This window comes from Lachnobacterium bovis DSM 14045 (assembly GCF_900107245.1).
Taxonomy (GTDB): domain Bacteria; phylum Bacillota; class Clostridia; order Lachnospirales; family Lachnospiraceae; genus Roseburia; species Roseburia bovis.
The window spans coordinates 1-13,146 of the sequence record NZ_FNPG01000013.1 but is presented as its reverse complement, the minus strand read 5'-3'; the positions used below and the strand labels follow the sequence as shown (position 1 = coordinate 13,146).

Genomic DNA, 13,146 nt, shown 5'->3' with positions numbered 1-13,146 from the left:
CAATGCATCTGTGTATGTACGTTCGTCACCCCATCTTAGTATTAGGAATCACATATATCCCCTGCTATGAAAGGTAGTATCCTACAGCCCTATTAAGATAAATATCTGCTATTTGTACACATAATGGAGCATCGATATACAATCAAAGAATGCTGTTTCAACGAGTGACACTCTAAAGCCTTCATCAACAAGATTCTCTTTACTTTTTGCCATTCTCTTCCTCCCACTTGAGGATATTCTCACAACTTTCAATCACTCCTTCAATATTATACTTGGAACATTCTTCAGGAAATTTTGTCATGAGAGATTTATATCCTTCTACAAGTTCTTTACTTGGATATTTATCAACAATATCATCAATTACTTCACTTATCCAAGAGAACTCTTCAGCGGTGCATTCTGTCTTTAAGAACTCAATTGTAGATGGAATGTCTTCAGAGAGAATTTCAATCTCTTTTTTCCAGCACTGCTCAACTCCATATGTCCATTCATCATCTGTTTCTTCACGTTTTTTTATAACTTCTCTAAAACTATTGATATCCATTACTTTTTACCTCGTTTCTTTGTAGGTTAGTTTAAGTCCTGAAAAATATTACTCTCTATACGTTTTTTCTTATTATATCACGTCCTTTCTTACTTATCTATTTGATACTTCAAACAATGGCAATTATTTATAAGATAATATTTTGGGGAACAATAAATGTTAAAAAAAAGCTGGGAGCAAATGCTCTCAGCCCTTAATATTACTAGATTTCTACTCACTTGTAAGCCGCTTGGAACTATTCTAGTTTCCCAGTTTCAACTCTTTTTCTCGTGTGAAATACTGATAATTTCAGTGTTTCTATTTTTTTATATTCCACGAAGCACCTTGTATTTCCTGTGCTTTTCGGAAAAATAGAATCATTTTAGAATCACTCTCACTTAACATGTGATTCTAACCAAATCACATGTTAAGTAAATTCATAACCAGCTTTACCATAACATCCTTTTCCTCCGGATTAGATTCTGCAATCATAAGTGTAATAGCGACTAGTTCTCCGTCACCAATACGTTTATTGCCATCTCTAAGTAATGCATCATTTCTCTCCAAAAATTCCAAAAACAAAGAGGCCGCTATTCTCTTACATCCATCAGCAAACGGATGATCCTTAATCATAAAGTACAGCAAATTAGCAGCTTTTTCTTCAATCGTCGGATATGCATCCTGACCAAATGCGCTCTGATATATCGCAGAAATGATACCATTTACTTTGCCAACCTCTTTTTCGACTCCGAAGACATCTGTATCAAAAGAATCCCTCATATGAGAAACCATCGTCATACAGTCATCATAAGTAATCCTATATATCGGTTGCTTTCCGTCAGGTTTTATGATTGATTGATGATCATACTGATCCAGCAACGTCAATGCGTCCGTATACAGATTTACAGCTCTTAGGATATCCTTTTCTTCAACATTTAATGCACCTGCTAACATTCGTGTTTGGATATCAACTGTCTTTTGCAATGCATGTAAACGTTTCTCATTTATTGCATAGCCATCAATCATATACTGCTTTAAGATTTTGCTTGCCCACTGTCTGAATTCTATACCACGCTTGGATTTAACGCGATAACCTACAGATATAATGACATCTAAATTGTAATATTTTGGCGGTCTTGATGCACTATTTGTACTTCTGTCGAAAATTTCGACAGAAGTATTTTTCTCAAGTTCCCCTTCCTTGAAAATATTTCCAATATGGTACGCTATAGATGATCTGGCAGTAGCAAATAGATTACTCATCTGTTCTTGCGTCAGCCATACGGTATCTCCATCCATTGGTACTGATAACGTTACTTCCTTGTCTTTCGTTTCAAATAGTATAATCTCACTTTTCTTCACTAAAAACACCTCCCGCGCATATTACTTTTTTCCGAATTTTTTTGATTTCTTCCACAAACTGTCTATCCGGCTTAATTCCCGATAATAATTTTTCAATTAATCCAGCCAGTTCCACCGCCATCAAACCTATTGTTTTAAAGCCTCTATATACCCCAACAATCTTTCTTTTTGCGATTTCTTAAGACTTTCCATTTCAATCAAAAAATCATATTCCTTTGTGCCTTTTGTAACCACTCGATATTCCAACTCCTCTACAGATTGAACCGTATCCTGCAACAATTCATATGGAGTCACTTTTAACACATTGCAAATAATCATTATTTTATCTGCAGACGGATTCGTTTTCTTTCGTTTCCAATCACTAATAGTACTCTTTGCTATTCCAGTGGATTTTGAAAAGTCCATCTGTGTAAGCTCACGTTCTTCCATCAGTTTAAAAATGCGTTCACTAATTGTCATTTTCTGCTCCATTTTCCTTTACACTTTCTTCTATCCATATCTTAAACTTCTCCGGACACAACATAACTTTTGCCCTCCTCTCTATCTTTCTGTGTTTATACGTCTTTCCGCATATTGTCCGTATAAACGTTATATCACTCCCATTTTCTGGCAATGTCAAGATGCTATGTCATCACTATTTTTATACCAGACAGTGCTGCAACAGTACTTTGAGAAAAAGTAAAAGCCGTGAAACCCTTTATTTAAAAGGTCTCACGGCTATTTGCTCGCTTACTCCATCCCTAGAAAGGCATCAATATCTTGCGAAATTGATTTTCTTTTATAGCTATATGTTGTTGTGGTTTTACGTTTATTCCATCGATTCTTTTGCTTTTTCCGTTATTTTTACAGGATATTCTCTCATCTGTGGCTCTCTAAAAGCTGCAAATGCAGCCTTTGCATCCTGTACTCGTCCAGCTTCAATATCCTCAAAGCCTTCCTGTAATTTTGTATGAATCTCTGCAGTCGTCATAAGATCCGCATTAATAGCATCCGGTGCCTGCGGTAATGTAACTCTAAAAGGAATTCCACCTGTGAGTATAATCTGTCTTAAATACATATCAATAGCCGTAGACATAGGAATTCCAAGACGTGAAAGCACATCCTCAGCTGATTTTTTCGTTGTAGGATTAACTCTTAAATTGAGTGTTGCTGTTTTCTCCATACGTATCAACTCCTTTTTATTTGTTGTAACGCGTTTTGCGTTACAATTCAAGATGGGTTTACGATTTTTATCGCTTGTTTTTACCTCCATCCGCTCATGATCCTGATTGAACTTATCTGCCATCTTACGCTGTTTCGATGGCTACAAATGAGAATATGTCATCGTAACCGACATGCTCTCATGGCCTAATCTATCAGCTATCTCCACAGGAGAAAAACCAAGCTCGATAAGATGTGCCACATGACTATGTCGTTCTAAAGGATAGTTTAGGGATATAATTACAATTCGATCTTTAGTTCTCAATCCATTACCTTTAAATCATGAATGAATTAATTTCCCATACAATTTATTCATTCCAAATATACTGATACTCACACTGGCAACTGATAGTAAAACCATAAATACTATTATGCTCTTTTCATTAAGTTTTAAGAAAAAACAAACTGAAACTGCAATTAATCCAATCATAATTATAAACATTATTCCTACCATTGCCGAGAATGGATTCTCATTTTTGGCTGGGAACAAGATTCCTGCCATTGTAAAAAATACTACTGAAAATATTATTGCAACAAATAAATCTACTATAAATAAAATTTCTTTATTTAAGAATATATCTACTATACACACTGGAATCGCCAATACTGATATGTATATTATCTGTGACATTATTATTCTGCAATAATCTTTTACAACACTATATTTCTTTTGAATAATAATATTTCTTAATGATTCAGTCTGTACATATGCATATAGAGAGTTTAATGACAAAATTAGAATTACGTAATATCCCTTATCAATCTTCATTACAATTGTTATCACGTAACTGAATACTGCAATAAAATAATAATTTATTGTATCCACCTTCCGTAAAAAGCTTACCACATATGCACTCAGTATTCTAGATTTTTTCATGATGAATCGACAAGTTCTAGCATATTTATTTGTACAGTTAGCATCGTTATTTGGTATATGAACTATTAAAAACCCCAATATGGAATTAATCACTACAAAAAGTACAGTGGATGCCAATATACCATATTTTTCAGTAACAACCATATAAAAAAGTATGGAAGCTGTACCTGTATTGTCTTTATATGTATACAAAATTGACAAAAAGACATCAGGTATTATAACCAAATAAAATCCAACCAAAAGCAATGAAAGTATACAGATAACAATAATGTTTTTTACTTTTTCAAGCCCCATATAATTACAAAAAATTCCAAATATACTATATAATAATTCAAATACAAAATATATTGTTACACAATTAAAGAAAATATTGCATATTATTCTTGTAATAAATGCTGATCCATCACGAGTGATCAATGTGATTATCAGTGCCAATGAAAAGATAATAACCACTGACAATGCAGTACATATTTCAAATATTAATATTGATATATTTTTTTCTTGTTTAGTCACGGGCATTTGATCTGTAAATTCTAGAAACGAACCCTTTTTCATGAACAATATTTTTACAAAAATAAAAGCAACGAAAGTCCATATAAATACAGAACAACTATAAGAATCGAGTATCACATCTATTTGTCTTTGAGAACTATTTGTGCTCTCGAAGAAATTATATAGTTCAAATGATAAAAAAGCTGTTAATAAGACCACAACTCCAATAATAAACAATCTAAATATTTTTTTATTAAGCAGACCCACATTTAAGACATTGCGTTGAAAAAAAACAAACATGATTTTAGTAATTTCACAAACTTTACTATATCTCATAATCTGACTCCTTAAATCCTACTAAGTTCTTAAAAATTTCAGTCAAATTACAATCCTTTTCCTTTAAATTCACAATGTCTTTGACAGTTCCTTTATATAAGAGTATTGCACGATTTCCCAACTTTTCAGCTAGTTCCAAATCGTGCGTACACATAATTACTAACTTATCTTTTTCTGCTAATTTTCTAAATAGAATCTTACTCACTTCCTTCGCTTCTATATCTATTCCGTTCAATGTTTCATCAACTACAGTTATTTCTGATTGAAGAATAAATGCTGTAATAAGCTGAATTTTCTTTACCATACCATGAGAATAGTTTTCTATAAGATGATTAATTCTATGTTCCATTGCATAATAGCTAATTAGTTTTTTATATTTTTCTTCATCAATTTTAATATCATATAATCTACACATCATTCTAACATATTCGTCTCCAGTTAAAAACTGAGGCAAAATGTTTTCACTAGAAAGATAATACATCTTTTTCTTAAGTGAAATATCAGTGTTATCACTTCCAAATATCTTAATTGAACCTTTCTTATTATCCAACAATCCAAATAAAAGTTTTATTAATGTTGTTTTTCCGCTTCCATTTGGACCCGCTATTACTAACACTTCTCCTCTATTACATTGGAATGCTACATTATCTAATACTTTTGTCTTATCATAAGCATACGATAAGTTGTTAATCTCCAAAATTGATTTTTCCATATTTTACCTCGAATTTAATATATTTCCTTTAATGTAATTACAGCTTTCGCCAATTTATTAATGAATATTTTTATGTCTTTCTCTGTTTCATCAATATCTTTTCTTGCTTGTTCTATCTTTGCTCTATTATCAAGAGCAATCTCATATATTGCTGACGGATTAGCATTCTGCTCCAACATTGCTTTTGTCATTACATCAGCCACACCAGATGATATTCTCGTGGTTGCTGCATTATCCAAATAAATCATTTTTACACCTACTCTATTAAAATATATTCTGCATCTTCACTCCACTTAATTGCTTCCGCAAATAATTGTGGCAGTTCTCTAATCAAAAATTTAGTATGTAACTCAATTGCAGTATTAGCACTTCTCAGAAAAATGATTGTTGTTAATGAAATAATCATCACTAAAAAATTAAATATCACATTGCATTTAAGAATTATTAATAGCAAATTTTAAAATTTAATTTTTTTAGTATCCATCATCTTGTTTCAATTAAATGCTGTCTGTACTTAAGCAATTTTTTTGCAAAAAAATATGTTCCAAAAATGAACATAAATAGAATACCTGCAAAAAATAAAATTGGGAAAGTAGATCCTGTAAATCCAAATGCCAACGATGTGTCACCATCTGCATTTGTTATCGCTTCAAAATATATCGTCTTAAAAAAGCAATATCTGATTCCGTTATCCCCTGACGAGAATAACATTGCCAGAAAACTAACTGTCATTGAAATTAATGTGATTGCAAAAACTACAAAAATACTAGAAAAAAACATCGTTATACTTGAGGATTCTCTCCATTTAGTCAAAAATTCACTTTCCTTCTGATTCATTATTTTTCTCCCTTTCTTAAAATTATTGATTTGTCTGCTTTCATATTATCCTACTAAACTATTAAGCGCAAACTTAAGTCTGTATTTGCATAGTATCAACATTTTTAAAGCATGTCAACATTTTTTAAAGTCTCTATTTATTTTCCAATTTTTTTATATTCTTTTGAAAAGTTTCCGTCAGAAGGTCTCATATTCTATTCTAATCAATGCTGTCAGTATAAACATTCTTATTTTAGAAATGCTTTATTTGTTGTTTTTTATACTGTTGACGAACCTGTATATATTATGCAACAAAGGAATTTTTCTTTTATCTAAAGAACCTGGACTCAGGTCTATGGTGAACTGAACCTCATGTATGAAGGACGTTTACCTGATTGATAAAAAGAAAAAAGGACACTGCCTCGAAGTGTCCTTTAGAACGGCAAGCATGGCTATGTCTGAGATCATGGATACGAATCCTCTTTACTCCACTTGCCTTAACACCTCTGTCCGTTTCATGATGCAAATATGATTTTGAAAGTACAAAGATTCTGTCTGAAGTCTCAATACCATAAATGCTATTGATAAAATCCTGCATCTTTCTGAAAAAAATAGAAGCATATTAGAAGCGATGATCCAAAAAAGACCTGAAACCGTGTTATTTCACACGGCCTCAAGCCATATGGTATATCTTTTCTAATTATTCCATGTTGTCCACAACTTTTTTGAGGTTTTGGTAGACATTTTATAGACGAAATAACTGATACACTAGCTTTTCCATTTTGTTTAGAGTGACATTTTCCGGGACATTTACAGTGACATTTGTTTTATTCGATGATATTTCACCAGCTTTTTTCTATGAATTATAGAAGTAAACCCTGCTTCATCAATCTCATAACTAAACTTGATTTTAGCATCTTTACACAGGCTATTTATACGCTTAAAGCCGCTGTCACTGTAAATGTCACTCAAAATTTTAAAAAGTCTGTACTGAGCATCAATTCACAAGTACAGACTTTAAACTTTCTAAAATATAATAACGGGCTGCGTCAGAAGATGCAGCCCGTTATATTCCTTCTTTGCCGGTATGATTCCCGTCTTTTATAGTTCCCATTTATTTTATATGGTAGGGTTCCCATCTGATAAAGCTCCCATTTCGCTTGGCAAGGGAACCAATCACATCCCTTTAGAGGTACCTAAATCATAAACCGTATAGGCCCTAATATCAAGCCATTTGTAGCATTTCGTCATCATTTTACTGGTTCCACATATGCTCATCTACCCTCACAGCACTTACTATAGATGTCTCATCAGAATCAACAAACACATTAGCTATATCTCATTTAATTTTTTCACCAAATCTTCTGGCCAATAATCATCAATATGTTCATCAATTTGACGTTTCAGAGTAAAACTGCCTTCTCCATTAGTTAAATCTTCAAAAATTGCAAGTAAATAAGACAAAATCACTTCTGAGTTAATACGTTCCTCTGATTTTGATAGATATAAAGCCTTAACAAGTTCATCGTTCGTATCAGTAAATTGTAACACCAACACATCTTCTGAGACAAAGCCTTCGCCCTCATCATGCTCTATTGACCAACATTCAGAGTCATTACTTCTAAAGTACCTTCGACATCTACACTTAATAGCATCGCTCATATTTATCACCTCTTCTTTATTAAGCTATACAATCACATTGCCCTTTTTCAGGACGAAATCCATCAACCGTGCTTGCAAATTCATCATAACCAAACTTCACATATTCAATATTTTTTACTCCATGTCGGTAGTTCCAAATCTATTTCTCATGGTAAATCATGTTAAATACGGCATTCTTATTTTCCACAATTACATGAAATGCCTTATATTTCTTGTGCTTTTCGAAGAAATCGTATCATAATATTATCACGAGGCGCATCATCGTGATACTATAACTATATCGTTTATGCAAGACATATTTTTATTTCATTTTTTTGAAATCGATACAAATAGGCTTTTAAAGTTGCTTCACGATAACTTTGAATAATCGGATTAGCTGAATTGACGTGGTAATCATAGAGAACAATAACCTCGAATTCTTTTAACCATTTTAATAATTGATTCCAATCCTCTTCTGTATCCACTTGTTCGTCTATATCTGCAATACTTATTTTTCGTATTAATGTTTTATTTATATCAAACAAGCAATAGTCGCAGCGATAATCCAGTATGCATTTAACATCACCCTCAAAAACAGGGAAGTCATTTATATTTATGTCTTCATAATTACAGTTAAGAAGAAATTTTTGATAAATATATTTACTCATGGCATTACTCCAAATAAATATCTATTTCCCAAAAAGTTCCCGCCTGGATAGCACATTCCAAAGAGTCTATAACTTTTTTAATAGCTTTTTCTGCAATGTCATTTTTTTGCTTATTTAACATTTTATTAGCAGACTGTAATGCCTCCTTCAAATTTTCATTAACGATTCGCTCTTCTTCACAGACATCAATTATTGTTCCGAATCTTTCGTCAAACTCTTGAAATAGGCCTTTAGGTTGTCTCAAAATATCATACTCCTCTTGAGTAAGTTCAAATGTCTTAACATTTGACATTTCTTCATCATAACCTTCAAATTCTTCTATCCCTATTTTATTTAATGGAACATTCATATAATATACAAACATTTACTCACCTCACATTCTCTTTTTAATCATATAATGAGTCGCCTTCTGAAACTCCGACTTACTTCTACCTCGTTTTTTCCCGTTGCTCTCAACTACATTATATGCGTCGTCACCAAATTGGTCTAAGTACTGTCGTTTTCTGGTTTTTTTAGTTAAATCTTGTACTCGCAAATATCCACTAACATCAGCGACAACTGCCTTAGTTCCGTCAGCACTATAGTAAATTATCTTACTCCCAACCACAACTGGTTTTGCACCAGGAGCAACAACAGATACAACATCATTAATATCCACTGTGTCCCATCCAACTCCATATTCAGCTTTTCTTGCATATCCTTGCTGAATCAGATCAGCTATCATTGAATCTCTTGTTGCCGCATCCTTCTGTGAGCTAACTGCTTCTGAGTAATCTGTTTTAGCATCAGACATTATGCTACCTCCTTCCTACGACTAAGACGTTGAAAGTCGGTAAAGACTTTATATTGTACTCCGTATTCATCTAAAATATGAGCATATTCCGGTTTTAATTTACCATAGTAAATAAGCATATTAGGATTTGTAACAATCCGTTTTGTTCTGAGATACATCTCATTTATCTTGATTCTTCCTCTGCCACATCCAAGTGCGCCTACTGAATACCATGTGTTAGGTGGATATATTGAAAGTACTTCAAATGTATCTAAACAACCAGTTCTAAAATTCGGCATTAATTTCACACCGTTAATTGCCAAAAAAGCATCTGCCAACTTACTAAGAAGCAAATTAAACCTTTGAAGATTAACGTCCCAATTTATTCTAGGACTAAGGTCAAATCCTCCAAAACCTTTATGATTATCCACCTATGTTGCTAATTTGTCTGAACAGGAATCAATCAAATGAAGTACGAAAAAGCAGGTATCCAAGTGAATACCTGCCAAAAGTAATTATATAATTAGCACATACATCAGCGGCTCTATATCATGAGTTGCTGGCTTTTCAAACTTATTTACTTTTCATCCGTGTAGTCCAATCAGGATATGGAATAAATTTAGTTGTCTTTTTAAAATCAGCAAATATTGTATCAGGCATTGAACCGTACACCAATACAACCTCAGGTTCTAGTTCTTTTATCATTTCCGAAAGGCCTTCCCTGAAGAATCTTTTTGATTCAGCTGATTGTATTTGGCCATATGTACCTACCGATACAATACTATGCTTGTCAACACCTTGAAATACAACTTTCTCACCAAGAAATTCTTCTTTAAATGTCCTTTCATCTCCCCATCGAATATTTGGAATAACATATAACCCTTGTTTCTGCAAATAATGTCCTACTGCTCTATTCAAATAGATATCTGCTATTTGGACACATAACGGTGCGTCAATATAAAGTGAGCAGTCAGGTGTAATAATTCCTGGATATTGTTTTAATTCATCAACGTATTCTTCTGTTTTTGTTAGTATATCTCTGAAATTAATATCATGCTCATAAAAACACACGAAATCTTTTTTATCCTGGCTCCTTTCTCTTACTGAGAAAGGAACCATACCATTTGGAATAATAATTTTGTCTGGAGCATCGATATGTGGGATTTCAAATTTTCCATCAAAAAAGGCTGTTTCAACAAGAGATACTCTAAATCCCTCATCAACAAGGTTTTCTTTATTTTTTGCCATTCTCTTCCTCCCATTTGAGTATTCCCTCACAAATCTCTATAACTCCTTTAATGTTATACTTTTGGCACTCTTCTGGGAACTTTGCCATAAGTTCTGTATAACATTGTACAAGCTCCTTACTTGGCACTTTATCCACCACAGCATCGATAACTTCGCTTATCCAAGAATACTCGTCTGCTGTACATTCATTTTTTAGGAACTCAATTGTTGAAGGAATATCTTCAGAAAGTATCTCAATTTCCTTTTTCCAGCACTGCTCAATACCATAATCCCATTCATTATCCGTTTCTTCACGCTGCTTTATTACTTCTCGAAAACTATTTATATCCATTATTTTTTACCGCCTTTCTTTATTGGTTGTTTAGAATCCGGAAAAATCGTACCAATTTGACCATGAGTTTTTATAACTCCAACCCTAACACCTTTCCACATCCCATATATTCTTTTACCATCCGGCACATGACGATTGGCTTTTAAATTAGCAACATGCTCCCCTGCACGTTTAATATCTTTACTCGTCCAAGATTTAGGGAACCACGATTGTCCCATTGAGCGCTGCTTAGCCCTATTTGTATGGTCCAATACATGTCCAACTCTTACTCCATTAGGATATGTCTTCTCAACCTTATATCGTATCCCATACTTATCAAGTTCATTCATTCCAGCTTGCCCATGACCTCCACTCTTCATACGAATATGGCCATTCTTTTGTGGCTTCGTATATGCCCCCTCATTAGAATGAACTACCGAAAACTGACTCGCTGAGCCTGCTGCTCCTCGAGTATTTAACACACGTCCAGATTTAGTTGTGCCCATAATAGTTCCCTCCTGTCAATAAAGACAGACAAGGAACAAAAACAATTAATTTGATCATTTCGACCTCATCTTTCCGCCAACAAATTGTTGGCCAAACAATTAAATATTAATAAGTTTCAATTTCTAATTGCTCTCACAGAAAGATTGTAGTAAAATAATTTATACCAACTTTAGAGAGATTTTACTAAATCTTTCTTACGAGATAAACGTATAGCTGCACCAACAGCTATGCGTTTTTTCTTTTTCTAAATACAATCAATTTACATCACCACCTTGTTCTAGAATCAGCATACCAAGAGTCTCTTTCTCTTTGACGATCATATTCATCATCAAAATCATATTCATAAAAATTCTTTGGTGCTATTTTATTTATCATAGAAGCATACTTAAGAACTATAATATCATCATACTCTCTTTCAGCTCTAGACTTCCACTCATATATAGTATTAGCCAATGTTCTCATTCTTTTTGATGCAGCATCCTCTGAAACACTAAATGATTGAATAATATAATCAACTGAAATATTCTTCTCTCTGCGCTTACACTCTCGTAGTATCTGCTCTGGCATCAACATTTGAGCAGCAAAACAATTGGCTTCTAATTCCTGCTTATGATATAAAGGGTCTGTTTCTTTCAAGTTAAATTTGTGGCCTAATACATAATGTCCAAATTCATGCATTATTCCAAAACGAATTCTGTATTCAACCTCATCTTGGTTGTAAAAAATAATTACAGCTCCACAAAATTCCATAATTACAGCAGATTCACTTCCAAAATGTTTTATAGGAATTCCATATTTTTCAAATGCTTTTGCATATTTGCATAATCTTATATCAGACTGTTCTTTTATGAGAGAGCTAACCTTAAAAGGAAATACTTCAATTGCACTCGATGAAACTAATAATTCATTTGCCTTACAATAAACCTTGGTATAATTTACTGACTTATACACTTCATCAAATGTCATCATCGTCCTCCTCATCATTAAAAATATCCATAAATACAGCTTTTAGCATTCCTTCAGCTCTGTTAAGATCAGCCTCATTAAGTTTTCCCAAATTTCTCTGTAAAGAACTCAATTGTGCATTGGTCGGTGAAATAGCAGACTCATCATCATTACCCAAAAGATAATCTGTCGATACCTTAAAGTAATTTGCAAGTTGAATTAAAACATCTCCTCTTGGAATCGTTCCACTGTTTTCCCACATATTTACTCGGCTTTTCGATACTCCAAGTTTTGTAGCTAACTGATCCATGCTTAGCCCAGCTTTTTCTCTTAATTCTTTGACTCGTATACCAAACACTTGATTTGCCATCTTTAATTCTCTCCTTTCGTGCAATTTTATTGTACAGTACATTTTTATTGTTGTCAACTGTAATAAATACTAAATGTGCACCAAACCATTGTCCGTCATACTACATATAGAAAAACCACCAGTATCTTGTACCGACCCCACAAAGTTAGACCAAAAATCTAACGATTGGAGGTCGGTATTTTTATGGCTAAGTACAGCTACGAGTTTAAGAAAAAAATTGTTGATGCCTATTTAAGAGGTGAAGGAGGCTACAAGTATCTTTCATCCGTCTATGTATAAAGTTATACTTATTTATGTACAAAAAATATTAAATAAAAATGTACAAATGATATGATATATGAGTTAAACAGGAGGAACTCACAATGAT

20 protein-coding genes and 1 pseudogene are annotated in these 13,146 nt (G+C 33.2%); all 21 read right to left on the bottom strand.

The genetic code is table 11. The features are described 5' to 3' along the window. Nucleotides 1-199: 199 nt before the first annotated feature. Nucleotides 200-544 (bottom strand): hypothetical protein, encoded by a 345-nt coding sequence (locus tag BLV79_RS06150; protein WP_074717149.1) that lies wholly within the window; start codon nucleotides 542-544, stop codon nucleotides 200-202. A gap of 399 nt (nucleotides 545-943) precedes the next feature. Then, complete coding sequence (gene rhuM / locus BLV79_RS06145) at nucleotides 944-1,885, bottom strand: virulence RhuM family protein/type II toxin-antitoxin system death-on-curing family toxin (RefSeq protein WP_242871444.1); 942 nt, start codon at nucleotides 1,883-1,885, stop codon at nucleotides 944-946. Then, the gene (locus BLV79_RS13170) at nucleotides 1,872-2,006 is read right to left on the bottom strand and encodes a hypothetical protein (protein ID WP_278320469.1); all 135 of its coding nucleotides are present in this window, start codon (nucleotides 2,004-2,006) and stop codon (nucleotides 1,872-1,874) included. Before BLV79_RS13170 ends, rhuM begins: the two co-directional genes overlap by 14 nt. A gap of 5 nt (nucleotides 2,007-2,011) precedes the next feature. Next, nucleotides 2,012-2,356, bottom strand: coding sequence for a helix-turn-helix domain-containing protein (locus BLV79_RS06140; protein WP_242871443.1), 345 nt, complete (start codon nucleotides 2,354-2,356; stop codon nucleotides 2,012-2,014). A gap of 337 nt (nucleotides 2,357-2,693) precedes the next feature. Continuing rightward, on the bottom strand, nucleotides 2,694-3,047 hold the full coding sequence (locus BLV79_RS06135) for a type II toxin-antitoxin system RelB/DinJ family antitoxin (RefSeq protein ID WP_074717143.1): 354 nt from the start codon (nucleotides 3,045-3,047) through the stop codon (nucleotides 2,694-2,696). Nucleotides 3,048-3,365: 318 nt separating this feature from the next. Further along, nucleotides 3,366-4,790 (bottom strand): hypothetical protein, encoded by a 1,425-nt coding sequence (locus BLV79_RS06125; RefSeq protein WP_074717139.1) that lies wholly within the window; start codon nucleotides 4,788-4,790, stop codon nucleotides 3,366-3,368. After that, the gene (locus BLV79_RS06120) at nucleotides 4,780-5,502 is read right to left on the bottom strand and encodes an ATP-binding cassette domain-containing protein (RefSeq protein ID WP_022750165.1); all 723 of its coding nucleotides are present in this window, start codon (nucleotides 5,500-5,502) and stop codon (nucleotides 4,780-4,782) included. Before BLV79_RS06120 ends, BLV79_RS06125 begins: the two co-directional genes overlap by 11 nt. A 14-nt stretch (nucleotides 5,503-5,516) precedes the next feature. Continuing rightward, nucleotides 5,517-5,750, bottom strand: a complete 234-nt coding sequence (locus tag BLV79_RS06115; RefSeq protein ID WP_074717137.1) for an aminotransferase class V-fold PLP-dependent enzyme — start codon at nucleotides 5,748-5,750, stop codon at nucleotides 5,517-5,519. An 8-nt stretch (nucleotides 5,751-5,758) separates the two neighbouring features. Next, the gene (locus BLV79_RS12740) at nucleotides 5,759-5,908 is read right to left on the bottom strand and encodes a hypothetical protein (RefSeq protein ID WP_159429333.1); all 150 of its coding nucleotides are present in this window, start codon (nucleotides 5,906-5,908) and stop codon (nucleotides 5,759-5,761) included. A 77-nt stretch (nucleotides 5,909-5,985) separates the two neighbouring features. After that, complete coding sequence (locus BLV79_RS06110; protein WP_022750164.1) at nucleotides 5,986-6,339, bottom strand: hypothetical protein; 354 nt, start codon at nucleotides 6,337-6,339, stop codon at nucleotides 5,986-5,988. Nucleotides 6,340-6,688: 349 nt separating this feature from the next. Continuing rightward, a pseudogene (locus BLV79_RS13040) lies at nucleotides 6,689-6,883 on the bottom strand (hypothetical protein); the annotation flags it as partial. Between the two features lie 767 nt (nucleotides 6,884-7,650). Then, nucleotides 7,651-7,980, bottom strand: coding sequence for a hypothetical protein (locus BLV79_RS06100; protein ID WP_022750162.1), 330 nt, complete (start codon nucleotides 7,978-7,980; stop codon nucleotides 7,651-7,653). Between the two features lie 284 nt (nucleotides 7,981-8,264). Then, entirely contained in the window at nucleotides 8,265-8,627 is a 363-nt protein-coding gene (locus BLV79_RS06095; RefSeq protein WP_022750161.1) for a hypothetical protein, read from the bottom strand. Between the two features lie 4 nt (nucleotides 8,628-8,631). Next, a complete protein-coding gene (locus BLV79_RS06090; RefSeq protein WP_022750158.1) occupies nucleotides 8,632-8,991 on the bottom strand; it encodes a hypothetical protein in 360 nt (119 codons plus the stop codon). A gap of 9 nt (nucleotides 8,992-9,000) precedes the next feature. After that, nucleotides 9,001-9,420, bottom strand: coding sequence for a hypothetical protein (locus BLV79_RS06085; protein ID WP_031556555.1), 420 nt, complete (start codon nucleotides 9,418-9,420; stop codon nucleotides 9,001-9,003). Further along, entirely contained in the window at nucleotides 9,420-9,830 is a 411-nt protein-coding gene (locus BLV79_RS06080; protein ID WP_074717135.1) for a hypothetical protein, read from the bottom strand. Before BLV79_RS06080 ends, BLV79_RS06085 begins: the two co-directional genes overlap by 1 nt. Before the next feature lie 142 nt (nucleotides 9,831-9,972). Next, a complete protein-coding gene (locus BLV79_RS06075) occupies nucleotides 9,973-10,647 on the bottom strand; it encodes a DUF4417 domain-containing protein (RefSeq protein ID WP_074717133.1) in 675 nt (224 codons plus the stop codon). Beyond that, nucleotides 10,634-10,978 carry a hypothetical protein gene (locus BLV79_RS06070; RefSeq protein WP_022750154.1) on the bottom strand — a complete coding sequence of 115 codons (345 nt, stop codon included), beginning with the start codon at nucleotides 10,976-10,978 and terminating at the stop codon, nucleotides 10,634-10,636. Before BLV79_RS06070 ends, BLV79_RS06075 begins: the two co-directional genes overlap by 14 nt. Then, nucleotides 10,978-11,463: an EndoU domain-containing protein gene (locus BLV79_RS06065; RefSeq protein WP_074717131.1), complete on the bottom strand. Its 486-nt coding sequence runs from the start codon at nucleotides 11,461-11,463 to the stop codon at nucleotides 10,978-10,980. Before BLV79_RS06065 ends, BLV79_RS06070 begins: the two co-directional genes overlap by 1 nt. A gap of 265 nt (nucleotides 11,464-11,728) precedes the next feature. Beyond that, on the bottom strand, nucleotides 11,729-12,430 hold the full coding sequence (locus BLV79_RS06060; RefSeq protein WP_074717129.1) for an ImmA/IrrE family metallo-endopeptidase: 702 nt from the start codon (nucleotides 12,428-12,430) through the stop codon (nucleotides 11,729-11,731). After that, nucleotides 12,420-12,779 carry a helix-turn-helix domain-containing protein gene (locus BLV79_RS06055; protein ID WP_074717127.1) on the bottom strand — a complete coding sequence of 120 codons (360 nt, stop codon included), beginning with the start codon at nucleotides 12,777-12,779 and terminating at the stop codon, nucleotides 12,420-12,422. The genes BLV79_RS06060 and BLV79_RS06055 overlap by 11 nt, the downstream gene beginning before the upstream one ends. Nucleotides 12,780-13,146: the final 367 nt, after the last annotated feature.